At 60.5% G+C, this 16,776-nt stretch carries 13 protein-coding genes and 2 pseudogenes; 2 read left to right on the plus strand and 13 right to left on the minus strand.

What is annotated here, in order from left to right:
- Positions 1-5: 5 nt before the first annotated feature.
- The 6 genes and pseudogenes from rnr to KY459_01720 all read right to left on the minus strand — a co-directional run bounded on the left by rnr (position 6) and on the right by KY459_01720 (position 6,771).
- Positions 6-2,207, minus strand: a complete 2,202-nt coding sequence (rnr, locus tag KY459_01695) for a ribonuclease R (protein ID MBW3563422.1) — start codon at positions 2,205-2,207, stop codon at positions 6-8.
- Positions 2,204-2,476: a hypothetical protein gene (locus KY459_01700; protein ID MBW3563423.1), complete on the minus strand. Its 273-nt coding sequence runs from the start codon at positions 2,474-2,476 to the stop codon at positions 2,204-2,206. Before KY459_01700 ends, rnr begins: the two co-directional genes overlap by 4 nt.
- 199 nt (positions 2,477-2,675) lie before the next feature.
- Positions 2,676-4,076 carry a M20/M25/M40 family metallo-hydrolase gene (locus KY459_01705; protein MBW3563424.1) on the minus strand — a complete coding sequence of 467 codons (1,401 nt, stop codon included), beginning with the start codon at positions 4,074-4,076 and terminating at the stop codon, positions 2,676-2,678.
- 425 nt (positions 4,077-4,501) lie between these two features.
- Positions 4,502-4,597 (minus strand): annotated as a pseudogene (locus KY459_01710) (prepilin-type N-terminal cleavage/methylation domain-containing protein).
- A 492-nt stretch (positions 4,598-5,089) separates the two neighbouring features.
- A pseudogene (locus tag KY459_01715) lies at positions 5,090-5,176 on the minus strand (prepilin-type N-terminal cleavage/methylation domain-containing protein).
- Positions 5,177-5,349: 173 nt separating this feature from the next.
- Positions 5,350-6,771 carry a M20/M25/M40 family metallo-hydrolase gene (locus tag KY459_01720; protein MBW3563425.1) on the minus strand — a complete coding sequence of 474 codons (1,422 nt, stop codon included), beginning with the start codon at positions 6,769-6,771 and terminating at the stop codon, positions 5,350-5,352.
- Between the two features lie 13 nt (positions 6,772-6,784).
- Between KY459_01720 and KY459_01725 the strand changes: the two genes are divergently transcribed.
- Positions 6,785-7,543, plus strand: coding sequence for a glycosyltransferase family 2 protein (locus KY459_01725; GenBank protein ID MBW3563426.1), 759 nt, complete (start codon positions 6,785-6,787; stop codon positions 7,541-7,543).
- Here the strand turns inward: KY459_01725 and KY459_01730 are convergent.
- Positions 7,491-9,845 carry a hypothetical protein gene (locus KY459_01730; GenBank protein MBW3563427.1) on the minus strand — a complete coding sequence of 785 codons (2,355 nt, stop codon included), beginning with the start codon at positions 9,843-9,845 and terminating at the stop codon, positions 7,491-7,493. The two genes, KY459_01725 and KY459_01730, sit on opposite strands and share 53 nt — an antisense overlap.
- A 59-nt stretch (positions 9,846-9,904) precedes the next feature.
- Here KY459_01730 and KY459_01735 point away from each other — a divergent pair, with 59 nt between their 5' ends.
- Positions 9,905-10,696: a glycosyltransferase family 2 protein gene (locus KY459_01735; protein ID MBW3563428.1), complete on the plus strand. Its 792-nt coding sequence runs from the start codon at positions 9,905-9,907 to the stop codon at positions 10,694-10,696.
- On the opposite strand, the gene KY459_01740 is transcribed toward KY459_01735, so the two are convergent.
- From KY459_01740 to smpB, 6 genes are all read right to left on the minus strand, one after another.
- A complete protein-coding gene (locus KY459_01740; GenBank protein ID MBW3563429.1) occupies positions 10,690-11,946 on the minus strand; it encodes a serine hydroxymethyltransferase in 1,257 nt (418 codons plus the stop codon). The genes KY459_01735 and KY459_01740 overlap by 7 nt on opposite strands.
- 67 nt (positions 11,947-12,013) lie before the next feature.
- The gene (locus tag KY459_01745) at positions 12,014-13,288 is read right to left on the minus strand and encodes a bifunctional folylpolyglutamate synthase/dihydrofolate synthase (GenBank protein ID MBW3563430.1); all 1,275 of its coding nucleotides are present in this window, start codon (positions 13,286-13,288) and stop codon (positions 12,014-12,016) included.
- A complete protein-coding gene (locus KY459_01750; GenBank protein MBW3563431.1) occupies positions 13,285-14,334 on the minus strand; it encodes a phosphatase PAP2 family protein in 1,050 nt (349 codons plus the stop codon). Before KY459_01750 ends, KY459_01745 begins: the two co-directional genes overlap by 4 nt.
- Entirely contained in the window at positions 14,324-15,169 is an 846-nt protein-coding gene (gene accD, locus KY459_01755) for an acetyl-CoA carboxylase, carboxyltransferase subunit beta (protein MBW3563432.1), read from the minus strand. The genes KY459_01750 and accD overlap by 11 nt, the downstream gene beginning before the upstream one ends.
- A 3-nt stretch (positions 15,170-15,172) precedes the next feature.
- Positions 15,173-16,228 (minus strand): hypothetical protein, encoded by a 1,056-nt coding sequence (locus tag KY459_01760; protein MBW3563433.1) that lies wholly within the window; start codon positions 16,226-16,228, stop codon positions 15,173-15,175.
- 71 nt (positions 16,229-16,299) lie between these two features.
- Positions 16,300-16,776, minus strand: a complete 477-nt coding sequence (gene smpB / locus KY459_01765; GenBank protein MBW3563434.1) for an SsrA-binding protein SmpB — start codon at positions 16,774-16,776, stop codon at positions 16,300-16,302.

A 16,776-nucleotide genomic window follows, 5' to 3' on the forward strand; every position in this document is an offset into this window, starting at 1 on the left:
TCAGGTCAGCGTTTCTGCCGGTACTCCTGCGAGGTTCGCGCCTTGACCGGCCGGCCGCCGGCCTCGATGAGACGGAGGTCGATCTGAATGCGATCCTCGTCCACCCTGGCAACTTCGACGACCACGCGATCTCCCAGCCTGAACTCCCGTTCGGTGCTCGAGCCCCTCAGCCGGTGCTCACGGTCGAGATAGGACCAGTAGTCCCCCCCGATCGAGGCAATCGGAACGAGTCCCTGAAGGAAGAATTCGTCGAGCTCGACGAAAAGACCGAACGGTACGACTCCGGTGATCACGCCGTTGAACTTCTCCCCGACCTTGTCGAGCATGAATACGACTTTTTTCCATTCCATCACTTCCCGCTCCGCCGCCTCGGCGCGCCGCTCGGTCGTCGAGCTCTGCTCGCCGGTTGCGACGAGATCCCGCTCCAGTTGCTCCTGATCGGCGGTCGCCCCGCCTTTCTTCAGATGAGCGCCGAGCATTCGATGAACCACGAGGTCGGGATACCGCCGGATCGGCGAGGTGAAGTGGGTGTACTGCTCGAAGGCGAGCGCAAAGTGCCCGTTGCACTCGGGAGCGTAGACGGCCCGTTTCATCGATCTGAGGATGACTTCGTTGAGAAACCGTTCTCCCGCGTCGCCGTCAATTCGCTGCAACACACGCTGCAGATCGCCCGGCCGGATCTTCTCGAGGTCACCCTTCAACTCGTAACCGAACTCGGCCAGTAGCATTTTGAGCTCTTCGAGCTTTTCCATCTCCGGCGCAAGGTGGTTGCGATAGAGAGAGGGCTGGCCGGCGAAGAAGAGCTCCTTGGCCACCGTCTCGTTGGTGGCCAGCATGAATTCTTCGATCAGCCGGTGCGCGTCGTTTCGCTCGAGTGCCCGGATCGAGCTGATCTCTCCCTGCTCGGTCAGAAGCACCTCGTGTTGTGGAAGGTCGAAGTCGATCGATCCACGGCGATCTCGCCGCGCCCTGAGAACCCGGTAAAGCTCGTCCATCACTCGAACGAGATCGACCACCACCGGATCCGCGATCGCGTCCGAGTCGCCGGCAATCGTCGCAGCGACCTCCGTATAGGTGAGACGGGCTCGCGTTCGGATGATCGCCCGGAAGAACTTTCTGGCAACCACACCACCGTTCTGGTCGATCTCCATCTCGACCGAGAACACCAGCCTGTCGACCCTCGGATTGAGCGAGCAGATTCCGTTCGAGAGCCTTTCCGGCAGCATCGGTACCACGCGACCGGAAAAGTAGACCGACGTCCCTCGCGTCCAGGCCTCGGCATCGAGCGCCGAGCCGGGGCGCACGTACTGCGAGACGTCGGCGATGTGAACTCCGAGGCGGAAGTTTCCCGAAGGGAGACGGGTCACTTCGACGGCGTCATCGAAATCTCGCGCAGTCTCGCCATCGATGGTCACGATCACACGATCCCTCAGATCGGTCCGATCTGCGATCTCGGAATCCGCGACCTCCAGTGGAACCGCTTCCGCCTCTCTCTCGACCTCTTCGGGAAACTCTCGTGGAATCCGATATTTCCTCAGGACGATCTCCACGTCGACCCCGGGCTCCCAGATGAATCCTAGGACATCGATGATCCTCCCTTCGGCGGTGGGATGGCGGTCGGGATAGCGTGTGATGTCGACCTCGACGATCTGGCCGTGTTCCGCGCCATCCTCGTGCCCCGGCTCGATCTCGATGTCGATGTCGAGCCGCGTATCGTAAGGGCGAACCCAGGCCGGGCTCCCCTCATGGAAACGTCCCACGACACTCGAGTGCTCTCGCCTCAGAACCCTGACGATCTCTCCCCGGGTGACCTCGCCACGAGCGGTCCGCTGGCTTTTCTTCGACGCGCTCGCCCGCGCCACCACGAGATCACCGTTCATCGCGTTGTGGTCGCTGCGGCGACCGACGAAGAGCTGTCTGGCTGCATCGTCCCGCGACACGGGAACGACCAGACCAGATCCGTCCGAGCGGGCGCGATAGGTGCCGATCACGAACGAGGTATGCCGAGGAAGCGAATATCGTTTTCCACGAACGGCAATGATCTCGCCCGCCCCCTCCATCTGCTCGATCAGCGCCCCGAGCTTCTCCCGGTCGACTTTCAATCCCGACTCGGTGAGCTTCCTCGCGATGTCGCGAACCGCGAGGACGCGCTGGCCTCGCTGGTCGAGCAGGTCGACGATCGATTTACGCAGTTCCGCGGTGTTCACCGGCCCCGCTTCTTCGAGGAGGGCTTCCGCCTCGCCTTCCGAATCCGCGCGACGTAGCCCGCGACACGCAAACGCGTCCGGAGCTTGTTGTGCAGCGTATTCCGATGGATGCCGAGCATCTGCGAAGCGCGGGTCACGTTGCCATCAGCCTGGTCCATGGCGGCTCCGATGTACTTCCCTTCGAATTCTTCGAGGGCCTGCTCGAGGGTGATTCCGCACGATACGAGCTCACGCGCGATGCTGTTCAGATGATCGTCGATTGTCGGCATTGAAAAGGCGTTTCCGATCGCGGACCCGCATCATATTCGTCATGATCGCCAATGTGAAGTCCGTTTCCGTTTCGTGGCGAATCAAATTCACCAGGGCGCTATTCACCTGATGCGAAGGAGGGTCATTTTTTGAGGTCAGCCGGTGGCCACCGACTCGACCAAGCCCTTCGGCTGCACCATCAAGTGGAAGAAAGCCTGATCACCATTCGGAGCTTCTCGCGAGCGCCAGGACGACGTCCTTCATGACGTCGATTCCTTCGTGGAACTGGCGCTCGCGAATCCTCTCATTCTCCGCGTGAATCGTCGCTCCATCGTAATAGTTGAGCTCGAAGGGTGAGAGCCCCCACGCCTCGATTCCCTTTTCCCTGAACAGACGGAGATCGGTCGTTCCGGGGATCACGAGCGGTCCCACGGGAGCGGCAGCGTGGTTCTGCAGCACGCCCGCGATCAGATCCCACGCAGCGCCTCCGCGGCTCGAGCTCGAGTCGCTCCGGCCTTTGAGATGGACGCGCACCTCGCCTCGGCCTTCCACTAACTCCGCCACCGATCGCAGAAACGCGTCGGAGTCGGCCGCCGGAGGGAGGCGGAAGTCGATCATCGCGCGGGCCTCCGATGGAATCGCGTTCGGCGCCGAGTCTTCGGATCCGGCCGCCAGCCGGGTGACCGCCATCGATGTCTCGACGACCGCCCGCTGCGGGCTCGGAAGCTGTGCGAGAGTCTCCGGGTCGGGCCGTCGCGCCGCCGCGAGCAGGACCCCGGCCGAACGCTCAACCTTGCTCGATGCGAGCGATTCAAGGTATTCGAGGGTCGCCTGCGAGGTCCCGGCCGGGCGGTCCATCCGGCGGAGATCCTCGAGGATGTCGAGGAGAATCTCGGGCGCCGTACCGGCTCCGCCCCCAGCTCCGTGACCGCCCTTCGCCGTCACGACGATCTCGATCCATAGCGGAATCTTCTGTTCGACTTCGATTCCCCACCAGGTCACCTCGTCGACGACCGTGACGTTGGAGCCTCCCTCTCCCAGTACGAGGCCGACATTCCGAAACAGCTCCGGCATGGCCTCTTCGAGATGAACCATCCCGCGAGTTCCGCCGGCTTCCTCGTCCGGCACAGCGAGGAAAATGACGTCGCGCTCGAGCGCGGCACCGCTCCGCACGAGGTTCATCATCGCGACTGCATGCGCCACCCCGAGTGACTTGTCGTCCAGGACTCCGCGACCGGTGACGTAGCCCGACCGGCGTTCGCCGCCAAAAGGAGGGAACCGCCAGTCCGATTCGCTCGCGGGAACCGTATCGATGTGATGAGTGAGCATCAGCGCGGGTCTGGCATGACCCGAAACAATCCGACCGATCACCGCGAAATCATTACCGGGAACTCCGACGATCGAAACGTCCCGAATGCCATGTCCGGTCAGAAAATCGCGAAGGAGCTCCGCCGCCGCGCGAGTGTTTCCTCCCGGCGGATTGGAAGTATCGATCCGGACGTAGTCGATCAGAAGCTCGCTCGAGAGAGCATGATCCGGATCCTCGACCTCGGAATGCGCTTCGTGACAATGAAGCAGTACGAGGGAGCAAAGAAGAGAAGGGAGCGCCCGAGCCAGCATGCGTCGGAAGCTCAGCAAGCTCTCGTCGCTCAGTTTTTCTGTGCCCCTTCGGGCCAGAGAACGAAGCTGCCGTTCTGGTAGACGACGTCACAGATGAAATTGTCCGTCGGTCCCGTCTCGGCGCCCGTGTCGAGTGTCTGATTCTTTCCCGCGGAGATGATCTGATACTCGTTTGCTTTCTCCGTTGCATCGACCCGATAGATCCAGTTGCTTCCCCACGCGTCTCGGGCCGGGAGCTCCTTGATGTAGATCGGGGCCAGGTGCGACGCGATCTCCGAGTTCGGTACCGTCTTGTCGAGAAGGTCGTAGCCGGAGTTCCAGTAGAAGTTCCAGTCGACCGAATAGGACTCCCACGCGGATGCAATCGACCTCATGTCCGCCATCGTCTTTTTCTGTTTCGACCGGTGCATCGCGGCGATCAGATTCGGTATTGCAACCGCGGCCAGGATACCGATGATCGCGACGACGATCAGAAGCTCGATCAGCGTAAATCCACGCATCTCACCTTTGAGCGACTTCATCGAATCCCCCACGAGTCTCGGTTCCTGTCGCAGTAAAAAAATGGCGAGGCGGCCATTCGGCCACCCCGCCACAGTCATACGGAGCTCTTAGTTTTCCTGAGCGCCTTCCGGGTAAACGACGAAGGACCCATTCTGATAAACGATGTCACAAGCGAAGTTGGTCGTCGGACCCTGCACGGTGATGCTGTCGTCCGTCTGGTTCTTTCCGAGCGAATAGATCTGATACTCGGTCGCTCGGGTAGCGCTGTCGGTGAAAAACTGCCACGGCTCGGACCATCCGTCGGCGTTAGGCATCTCCTTGATGTAGTCCGGCTCGAGCTCGCCGACCAGATCCGAAGTTACAATTACATTCGGAAGCTGGCTGAAGCTCTGCTGAGCGGAATTCCAGTAGAAGTTCCAGTCGACTGCATACGACTCCCACGCCGTGGCGATCGAGCGCATGTCTGCCATCGTCCTCTTCTGCTTCGACCTCTGCATCGCCGACAGCAGGTTCGGAATCGCGATTGCGGCCAGAATGCCGATGATCGCGACGACGATCAGAAGCTCGATCAGCGTGAAACCGCGCTGACCCCTACGCATTTTTGAAAGCATTTGAATCCTCCTTGTGATTGTGGGACTTGTTTCCCCGACACCCTACCAATCCAATCGCCGTACCATGTCGAAGCGACCAATAATTTGATTTTTATCAAGAAGTTAGAAAACCAAGGGCATTCCGGATTCACAACGAGCGGCACAGAATGTGACAAATTACGTCACTTCGGGGCTTCGATCTCCAGGTATCTCCGAACCAGATCTTTCATGAATTCGACGCCTTCGACGAACCAGGAGAGTTTCAGCCGCTCGTCGACTCCGTGAATCCCCTGGCTCTCGAAGAAGGTGACCTGGAACGGCCAGAGTCCATAGCAGTCGATCTCTTCCGATCTGAGAAAGCGACAATCGGTCGTTTGAGCGAGCATGACGTGGGGACCGACCCGCGTCTGTTCGCCCCACGTCTCCTTCACCTCTTCTTCCAGCTCCCGAAAAAGCGGCGTGTCCGTCGGCGACAGCCGTGATGGTTGCGGAAACGTCATGAACTCGACCAACATCTCCGCGTCGCGCGGTAGCAACTCGCGAATACGCGCGAGAGGCTCGGCGGGATCCTCGTCCGGAAGGAGCGACAGGTATATGCGCAGAGTGTACCCGCCATCGACCGGTTCAACCTCGTCGCGGACGATCGCGTGGTTCTGCATCAGCTCGAGATAATTCTCCCCGAGCTGATCGAGCCGGCCCTCCGACTCGGCCTTCCGAACGTCTGCGAGGATTTCGCCCCCCTTCGTTCGCCTGGGAGCGATTGCCCGGAAATACTCGTCCACCCCAGGAAGGAGCCGCTCGATCTTCGGCTCGATGTCCCATTCGAGCATTTGGGCACGGAACCGTTCGAGATCCTCCCTTCGAGGACTGTTCACTCGGAGCCGGACGATGTTCTTCGAACCGGTCTCAACGGCGAAATAGACGAGCTTTTCGCGCACTGTCTCGGTCAGCCCTCCCTCGGTGATCACGAAGCGGGTGCCCTCGAAAATATCCGGCCGGTTCGCGATCAGCCACGGGACCCCGAGAGCGCTCCCCGATTCCTCGTCGGCGGTCGCCAGAAAGATCAGATCGTGAGCAGGCTGCTGACCCGATTCTGCGACATCCACGAACGCCAGCAGTTGGGTGATCGCCGTTCCCTTCATGTCGAGCGTCCCTCGACCCCAGACGCGGTCGAGCGCGACCTCAGCCTCGAAAGGTGGGTAAGACCACTTTTCGGGATCCGCTCGGACGACGTCGATGTGACTGAGCAGCATCAGCGCTCCGCCCGGCTCACGGCCTTCGATTCTCGCGTAGACGTTGGCTCTCCCGGGTGCGCTCTCGATCATCTCCGCGGGGATACTCTGTCGTTCGAGATACTCGAAGAGAAAGCGGGCGCCGTCGATCTCTTTGCCCGCAGTCGTATCGATCCTGACGTAGTCACGAAGAAGCTCGATATCGGGTGTGATCGCGGTCTCACCCGGAACATAACTGCCATCGTCGGCCGGCGCCTGGCTATTGAGGTAAACTGCGGCGCCGATCATCAGGGCCGCCACCACGACGACACCAAAGGCGGTCAGGATGAAGTCCTTGTTCCCGAGTTTCTTCACGGGCCGGTGGTTCGTCACGGGCGAGAATATAATGGGAAAACTGTCGATCGTCATCCCCGTCTTCAACGAGGAGCGGAGACTTCCGGAAACCATCGAGCGGATCGAAGAGTTCCGGAGCGGCTTCGACCGCCCGACCGAGATCATCTTCGTCGACGACGGCAGCTCGGACCGGAGCGGCGAGATCCTGAAGGCTGCAACCGCGCGCCGGGACGGCTGGCGGGTCGTTACCTACAGTACCAATGCGGGAAAGGGCTACGCTGTTCGTCGCGGGATCATGGAGGCGACCGGAACCCGAATACTGATCAGCGACGCGGATCTCTCCACGCCGCTGGCCGAGGTTGAGACCCTGCTGGCAGCAGCCGGCGGGGCTGACATAGTCATCGGTTCGAGAGCCGTCGACGAGACTTCCGTGAAGGTGGCACAGCCCTCCTACCGCCAATCGATGGGCAAAACCTTCAACCGGCTGATGCGGATGATCACGGGCCTTCCCTTCCGTGACACGCAGTGCGGATTCAAGCTTTTCTCCGTCGACGCCGCAAAAACCGTCGCCCACCGCGCAACCGTCGACCGGTTTGCCTGGGACGTGGAGTTCCTCATGCTCGCCTGCCGGGAAGGCTATCGGATCGAGGAAGTGCCTGTGCTCTGGTTCAACTCTCCCGAGTCGAGGGTGCGAGTCGTCCGGGACTCCTTCAGAATGCTCGTCGATCTGCTTCGAATGCGGATCCGGATCGGACCGGTCAGCTGCGCCGACCCGGGAACAGCAGGATCCCGACAACGATCAGAACGCTGACGCAACTGATGATCGCCGAGACCGCGACGACCGGATCGAAGTAGCGAATTCGCACGACGCTGCGACCCTCCGGAACGACGACACCGGTGTATGCGACATTCACGGGGAAGTGCTCCACCTCCTCTTCATTGACGGAGATGCGCCAATTGGGATGGAAGGTGATCGAGGAGACGAGCACTGCCGGCGAAGAGGCATTCACTCTCAGATCGGCTCCCGAGAAGATCTCCTCGATGAGCTCGACCGATCCCGATGAACCTGCGACTCCGCCTGAAGAATCGGTACCGATGATCCATGCCGTTCCCGGCTCGCTACCTTCTTCGACGATCGTATCGACGAGCTCGGCAAGATCATCAACTCGTCTCACGCCGGTTGCGATGCTGTAGCGAGGACGCTCTCCCTCGTCGACCATCCGGATCGGATCGACCTCCCGCTTGCTGGTTCCGACGACGGCGACCGAGCTGCGGTATCGACTCCGGTATCTCGCGTTCGACATCGACATGAAGATCGAGGCCCAGTCCTTTCTTCCGCGGTCTCTGACTTCGAACATCGTGTGGACCAAGTCCACCGAATGCTTCATCGCGGTCTTGTCATAGTCGCGCTCGAGCACGGTCCGGTAAAGATCGTTCGCCGGCGTCATCGGAAACATTCCGTTGCGAACGACCCAGTAGACGGCATCACCCGTCGAAAACCACGAACGGGCGGTCTTCGATCGTCCATACCAGTCGACTTCGTGAAAGATTCGGTAGCCATCACGGCCGGGCGCGAGCTCCGCGGCCAGTGGAGGTGCCCGGTAGAACTCCGAGGAAATCCGGGGCGAGACGTCGAGGCCCAGCAGTGCCAGCTCTATCCAGAGGATCACGTTCAGAATGACCAGAGCTCGTCGCCGCGCCACAGTCAACGTCACGAGGATCGCGCCCCAGAGAAGTGCGACCAGGGTCCAGACCTCACGCGACCCCTCCACCATCCGGGTCAGATACCTCGACTCTGAAACACCGAAGAGATCACCGAACATCGAGGTGTAGCCCGGATGAAGCGACAGCGCAGCCAGGACCGTCACGCCTGCAGCAATGGCGAGCGCGAGAGCCGTCGCGACCTTCCTGACCTTCTCATCATTCCCCGAGAGCCGGTCGAGAAGCATCGCGCCGAATACGATCGTGGCGAAGACGAGACCGATCGAGAACTTCTCCGGATAGCGGAATCCCCTGCCGATTTCCGCCTGCCAGGCCCACCAATACAACGGTGTGAAGCTCCCGAGAGTCAGCAGGTAAAACAAGGCGCTCGTTCCGAGGTAGCGAAGCCAGCCGGGAAACCGCAGGACGACTCCCACCATCGCCATCAACGCGATGATCATTCCGGGGGCAATCGAAAAGAGGAAGGGGGAAGCCTGCCGCGGATAGAAGCGTCCGCCGGCCCAGTACAGAACATGGCCGTCGAGGTTGAAACGGCCAAAAGCCGATGGGACGATCATTTCGAGCGGGCGCAGCGGGTGGAGGCTCCACGATGTGACCAAGTCATAGTCGAAGCCATCGGCTCTGACGGTGTCGGAGACGTGATCGATGGCCGGCCACAGCTGAATCGCCCCGACGAGAACCGCTCCGATCAGAACGACCGAAAAGCGGGCGACGACGAGCGAGATCAGCTGCGGGGCGAGAAGCCGGCGTCTTCTCCACAAAAACCACGTTAGCCACAACCCTGCGAGAACCCAGGTCTGGATCAGCGTGACGGGCTCCGCGGCCAAAAGCTGCAGGCCGCCGAAGAGCACGGCGATGCACGCGTGGCGGCGCGCTCCCGTTCGAACATAAGAAGTGAGATATCGGAGCAGATACGGCAACCACGTCGCACAGAAGAGGATCGGCAGCAGATTGACGAGCGACATCATCAGCCCGCCCATTCCCCAGGACAGGGCGCCAGCAACGGACGCTCCTCTCCCAAGCCGCAGCGACCGCAGCAGCAGATACATTCCGAACGCAGCGGCCACGAGATGAAACGCGATGTGAAATCGAAAACCCAGTTCGAAGTCCGGAAGGAGGATCAGCAGCTGCGGCGGATAGAAAACGGCATACTCGGGATTCGCCGCGAGTGGCTGCCCGGCCGAATAGAACGGGTTCCACCATGGGAACCCACCGGAGAGAAGAATTTCCCTGATGATCCGCTTAGTCGGGTGGTAGAACCTCGATATATCCCTGATGAAGAAGCTCCGCCCTCCCGCGACGACGTCGACGATCGCAAGGAGAATCGCGGCTGCCAGAACCGTGAGAGCGCAGCGGTCCCGCCACTGCTCTCGGGTGCTTTCTCCGTTCAATCCCGCCACTCCACTCTCGAGGCCGGGGCCGCATTCCGCCGTGTTATCGTCTCGGGCGAGTGAGCCGGTCCCCCGACAGGAGAATCGTGGTCGTCCTTCCCGCCTACAACGCGGAGGCGACTTTGCGCGCAACGTGGGACGACATCCCGAAAGAGTGGGTCGACGAAGTCCTTCTCGTCGATGATGCGTCGACGGACGGCACCGTTCGGCTCGCCGAAGAGATAGGGATACGAACGGTGGTGCATCCCGAGAATCGCGGTTACGGCGGGAACCAGAAAACCTGCTACCGTACGGCGCTGGACGAGCTGAATGCCGACATCGTCGTGATGGTGCACCCGGACCATCAGTACGACCCCACGATCATTCCCCAGCTGGTCAAGCCACTTCTCGACGATGAATGCGATGCGGTATTCGGCTCCCGGATGCTCGGAGGGCGACCGATCGAGGGCGGAATGCCGAAGTGGAAATACTTCGCGAATCTCGGCCTGACGGCAATCGAGAACGCGACCTTCTATGTGTTTCTCTCCGAATACCATTCGGGATTTCGCGCGTACTCACGACGCTACCTCGAGTCGGTCCCGTTCGAAGAATGCTCGGACAATTTCGTCTTCGACACCGAGATCATCGCTCAGGGAGTGGCCGCGGGCATGACCATCCGCGAGGTACCGATTCAGACGAGATACTTCGACGAGGCATCGCAGATCGGGTTCGTCCGTTCCGTTCGATATGGCCTCGAGATTCTGAAGACAATGGGCTTCTACAAGTTGCATCGCAAGGGTCTGTTCAGTCACCGGATCTTCCGGGGACTTGGTTCGGGTCCGAGCGGGCGGCACGTTAAGGCGACTCAGTAGAGCGGAAATCCGAGGCAGAGCGACCGGACGTCGTCTCGCACCGCTTTTACCGTCGCCTCATCCCCCTCGGCGTCGAGCACTCTGACGATCAGCTTTCCGATCGTTTCCATCTCCTTCTGGCTCATCCCTCTCGAAGTCACGGCCGGCGTGCCGATGCGAAGCCCGGATGCCACCATCGGCTTGTTGGTGTCGAAAGGTATCGTGTTCTTGTTCACCGTGATTCCGGCGTCCTCGAGCATCTTCTCACCATCTTTGCCTGTGATTCCTTTCGAGAAGACATCCGTCATGAAAAGATGATTGTCCGTACCGCCGGAGACGATTCGAAATCCTCCGTTCGCAACTGCGGCGCAGAGAGCCTGAGCGTTGTCGATGATCCGGCGTTGATAGTCGCGAAACTCGCTGGAAAGAGCCTCTTTGAAAGCGACGGCTTTGGCCGCGATTATGTGCACCAGCGGCCCGCCCTGAACTCCGGGAAACAGCGCACGGTCGATCGCCTTCGCATGCTTCTCGCGGCATAGGATCAACCCTCCGCGCGGGCCCCTCAGGGTCTTGTGGGTCGTCGTGGTGACGAAATCCGCAAACGGGACAGGTGACGGATGCGCTCCGGCAACGATGAGGCCCGCAATGTGGGCGACATCGGCCATCATCAGAGCTCCGACCGAATCAGCGATCTCCCGGATGCGCGCGAAATCGATGACTCGCGAGTACGCTGACGCGCCACATATGATCATTTTCGGCTTCGATTTCTCTGCGATCCGCTGCATCGCTTCGTAATCGATTCTCTCCGTCTCTCTGTCGACGCCGTACGCAACGACTTCGAAATCACGACCGCTGTACGAAAGGGGATGTCCGTGAGTCAGATGTCCCCCGTGCGAGAGATCCATTCCCATGATCACATCGCCCGGCTCGAGCGTCGCGAAGTAGACCGCCATATTGGCCTGCGAGCCGGAGTGCGGCTGGACGTTCGCATGCTCGGCACCGAACAGCTCCTTCGCCCGATCGAGCGCCAGATTTTCGACGATGTCGGTAGGTCCGCACCCGCCGTAATATCGCCTGCCCGGGTACCCCTCGGCGTACTTGTTCGTGAAGACGGAACCCATCGCGCGGAGTACGGCCTCCGAAACGTGGTTCTCGGAGGCGATCAGCTCGAGCGTCTCGTTCTGTCGTCTGGTCTCGAGAAGGATCGCCTCGTGGATCTCCTGGTCGACTGTCTCGAGGTCCTGATGGTGGAAAGTGGATGTACTCGTCATCGAGCTCGTTCTCCTCCGGTTCGATTCCGCCTGTTGCGCCACAGTCTAACTCCAAGAGGGGGTCGGCTCAGCGAGAGCCCCGTAGCCGATCGCCGAACGCGACGGCATCGCCCGCGAGATAGAGCGATCCTCCGACGACCACATTCTGACATCCGCTTCGCCAGGCCTGGTCGAGAGCGGCGCTCGCAGGCTCGACTACATCCACCCCGTATCGCTCACTGAGCCACGTCGCGATCTCGCCGGGTTCGGCTGCCCGATCCGAGTCGACGCTGGTCAGAATCACCTTCTGCGCGAGCGGCGCCAGCCGCTCGATCATCGCCTTCCAGTCTTTGTCTCGCAGACATCCGAAAAGGAGGCAGACTTCCCCCTGGAGATGGCGCTCGACGAATCGAGCGAGCGTCTCGGCTCCGGCCGGATTGTGAGCGCCGTCGACCAGAAGCCTGCGTCCATCGACGTCGAAAATCTCGAGCCGTCCCCGCCATCTCGTGCCCGCAACGCCTCTCTCGATCGCCGCGGCATCGCACTCCAGACCCATTCGATCGAAAAGAAGCTCCGCTGCGCGGACCGCCAGGGCGACGTTCGGAATCTGATGCTCACCGCGCAGCGGACTCTCGAGATCGTACTCTCGCAGAGGCGTCGTGAACCGGAAATGAACGCCGTCGCAGTCTGAGCTCTTCGCGCGGATCATGCAGCAGTCCTCGAGAGCTTCAAGGGTGACACCGGCACGATCCGCGAGCTCGTCGAGTACTCTCAGAATCGAAGCGCCGGTATTCGAGGTGACCGCCCGTGTGCTCTTCTTGATCACGCCCCCCTTCTCCGCAGCGATCTTCTCGATCGTGTCTCCGAGCCACTCCGCATGATCGAGCCCGATCATCGAGATTGCCGCGACATCCGCCTCGACCACGTTGGTGGCATCGAGCCGCCCCCCCATCCCGACTTCGAAGATTCCGATCTCCACGTCGTCTCGATCCGCGAGGATCAACGCGATGAGGGTAAGCGCCTCGAAAAAGGTCGGAAGAACGTCGAGCTCTCCGGATGCAGTCCGGATCCGCTCGATCGCGGATCGCAGAGCCGCATGGTCAACTTCCTCTCCCCTGATGATCCACCGCTCCGACAGCCGCACCAGGTGCGGCGAGGTATAGAGGATCGTCGACCGACCAGCGCTTCGCAGGATCGAGTCGAGCGTGGCGGCGGTCGAGCCCTTTCCATTGGTCCCGGCGACGATCACCCACCGGCGACCGAGCGAGATCTCCAGTGCGTCGACGAAGATTTGCATTCGCTCGAGCCCGGGTCGGATCCCCTGTCCGATCAGTTGCTCGAGCCAGTCCGCCGGCTCGTTCACCACGGTCCGTCTTTGGCCGGTGTAAGCGGAGCCCATCGGGGCTCGAGCCAGCGGATCACCCGGTACGAGAGCCAGGCCAGGATCAGACCGGCCACCGAATCGATCATGTAGTGCCAGCCTGTAATGATCGACCCGAGAAACATGAATGCGGTCGCGCCGAACAACCAGTTTCCTCCTCGACGCGACCCCCGCCTGACGAACAGCGCAAGCAGAGCAAAGAACCCGACGTGGAGACTCGGGAATGCTCCGAGGCCTTCTGCGAACCGGATGCTTCCAAAGGACAGACCTTCGTTGCGCGCGAGAACGTTCAGATGGTTCTCGATGAGGCGCCGCTGAAGATAGGTCGTGGCGGGCATCCCCGGACGCGCTTCCTCCCAGACGTCGCTGAACCCATACGCCGGGCCCATGGCCGGGACCGCAAAATAGAGCCAGGCACCGGCACTCCACAAAAGGGTATTCGCCAGAATGAACGAAGTTCGTCGTGCAAAACCCGGCATCGCGAGATACGAAGCGATTCCCAGAATCAGAACGAACAGGAACAGCATCCCGTATCCGAGGTCGAAGACGCCCAGAAGCACGGGATTGTCGAACAGATTGAGGAAGAAGGTATTGGGGGACATCCCGAAGAAAACGAAACTGTCGATCGCCCAGAGAAGCGAATCGACGCCCGATCTCCCCATCAGCCAGGTCCCGGTCTTGAGACCCTGATAGAAGTAGCTCAGCATCCCGAGATTGATTGCCAGCAGCGCCGTGACGCCGAGCCAGCGCGGGTTACGAAACGTTCGTTTCCAGTAGAGCCCTGCGCGCTTGCGAAAAAGTGCCACGACGCCATGAAGCACGGCACCGTAGAGCACGAAGCTGAAAAAGCCAGCGCTTGCGACAAAGGGTCCGGAGATGAGGAGTTCGATCCCGTGACGCCTCATCAGGACGAAAAGGATCACGATCTCGATCGCGCAGAAACCAATCCCTGCCAGGACGGCGATGGCGCAACGATCGGGTCTCTCGACGACCGGATCGCCGTCGGACGCGAACGGTTCAGGCGCCACGGCAGAAGCGGAGAAATGTGGCGATGAACGCCTTCATCTGTTGTCGCTCGACGATGGCGTCGAGCATTCCGTGCTCGACGAGGAACTCGGATCGCTGGAAGCCCTCGGGCAATTTCTGACGAATCGTCTGCTCGATCACGCGCGGACCGGCGAATCCGATCAGGGCCCGAGGCTCGGCGATGTTGATGTCTCCGAGCATCGCAAACGACGCGGTGACCCCTCCGGTGGTCGGATCGGTCAGCACTGAAACATAGGGGATACCCTCCTCGGAAAGACGCGCGAGCGCTGCCGAGATCTTCGCCATCTGCATCAGAGAAAGTATCCCTTCCTGCATTCTGGCTCCGCCGGAGCAAGATACGGCGATGAGAGGAATCTTCTTTTCCAGAGCGCGCTCGGCGGCGAGCGTGATCTTTTCGCCGACGACCGAGCCCATCGAGCCGCCCATGAATGTGTACTCCATCGCGGCGATGACCGCTGGCATTTTCTCCAGCCGGCCCTCGGCGCAGAGCACGGCATCGCCGGTCCCGACCCGGTTCTCGTAGACGCGCAAGCGGTCGCGGTAGGGTCTGGTATCCCGGAACTCCAGCGGATCCGCCGACCGGATCTCCTGCGCGAACTCCTTCCACGATCCATCGAAAAGGAGCTCGAACCGCTGCGTGGCAGACAGACGGAAATGATGCGAGCATTTCGGGCAGACGCTCAGGTTCTCGTCGACTTCCCGCCGGTAGACGATCTCCTTGCATCCGTCACATTTGACCCAGAGTCCCTCGGGAATCGTGAGCGGCTTCTCTTCGAGAGGTTTCTTTGGCTTCTTTTCTTTGCGGAACCAGGCCATCGCTCAGATCTCTCGGAAGATGTACTTCCGTAATTTCATCAGTTTCTCCTCGAACGTCGTGTCATCGAGGCACCTCAGCGTCGCCGCAACGGAGCTGAGCAGGGAGTTGCCATCCTGGGGTGTGTAACAGAAGCCGACGACTTTTCGCGGATTCGGAACCGTGAGCGTCGAGATCGGAACGACGGTCTGAGAGAGGATCCGCCCGAAATAGCCGTGGTCACGCCCGAACGAAAAAATCTGGCCGGCCGATCGTTTGTTTGTAATGGCGACCCGGATGTTGTTCCGAAGCCTCGCCCGCACCTCCTCCATCGTAATGTCGAAACCGAGGTCGAGATCGAACCAGAGAGTGTGCATGTACTGAGTATTGATCTTGATTGCCGAAGAAAAGAGATTCAGCTTCACACCCATCGTGCCGAACAGATGGTGGGCATCTCGGGCGTGATGTGTCCCGAACTCCGGATCATCGTGTTTGCCGACCTGCGGCGCGGCGATGAACGCGGAGATGTCGGAGATGTCGTTCGCTCGTCTCATGCACACGAAGCGCCCGCCGGCGAGGCTGATCTCCCCATCATGGGTGGCAATCGTTTTGACGAGTGACGCGATGTTGTGGGTATTGCACGAGACGATCTGGATGAATCGATCATCGGAGGTCAGAGCTTCGTCGTTGATGCCCCTGGCGTAAGGTTTTCCGAATCCGAACTCCGAACCCTGAGCCAGAAAACCCCTCGGTTGGCTGAAGTGATCGTAGAATTTCGCCTTGTTCTGATTTCCTGCGGGGGTGCAATCGACAATGACGGTGGCCTGTTCGATTGCCTCTTCCGTGGTCAGCGATACGCGATGCCCGAGTCTTTCGAAATCGGGGCGCGAATCTTCGTCGACGACGAGCTTGGCACCTCTGCCGAGCACGTGCTCGACCATCGCATGGTCATCCGCCTTGGGAGTCCTTTTGTGGAAGGTGACCTCATCGATCCCCCAGTCGGCTGCGTAATCGGTAAAAAGGCCGATCAGCGGCTCCCCGATCGTGCCCGTTCCGACCACATGAACGATATTGCGTGACATTACAATGCGTTTCCTCCGAAGTGAGCTGCGATCGCACGTGCGCGCGCGATGAGGCAGCAAAAGATTCTACATCAGGCCTTTCCGGCTTCCTTGATGGCTGCACGGGTCTCGCGTTCCGCTTCGCGCTGCTTGACGACTTCTCTCTTGTCGTGCAGCTTGCGACCTCTCACCACTGCAATCTCGGCCTTGACTCTACCGGCGATGAAATACAGCTCGAGAGGTACGATCGTCAGCCCCTTCTGCGTGACGATTCCGTGCAGCTTCTCGAGCTGCCGTCGATGCAGAAGCAGCTTCCTGGTCCGCGTCGGCTCGTGGTTCTCGCGATTGCCGTGATCATAGGGTGAGATGTGCGTACCGAACAGAAAGGCTTCGCCGTCCTTGAAGATCACGTAGCTGTCTTTGAGGTTGGCCCGCCCGTCACGAAGCGACTTCACCTCGGTCCCCGTCAGAACGAGGCCCGCCTCGAGCTTCTCGACGACTTCATAGTCGTGACGGGCCTTCCGGTTCGTTGCAATGACCTTACGGTCTTCGTTGGACGAAGGTGACAT

Source organism: Acidobacteriota bacterium (assembly GCA_019347945.1).
Taxonomy (GTDB): Bacteria; Acidobacteriota; Thermoanaerobaculia; order Gp7-AA8; family JAHWKK01; genus JAHWKK01.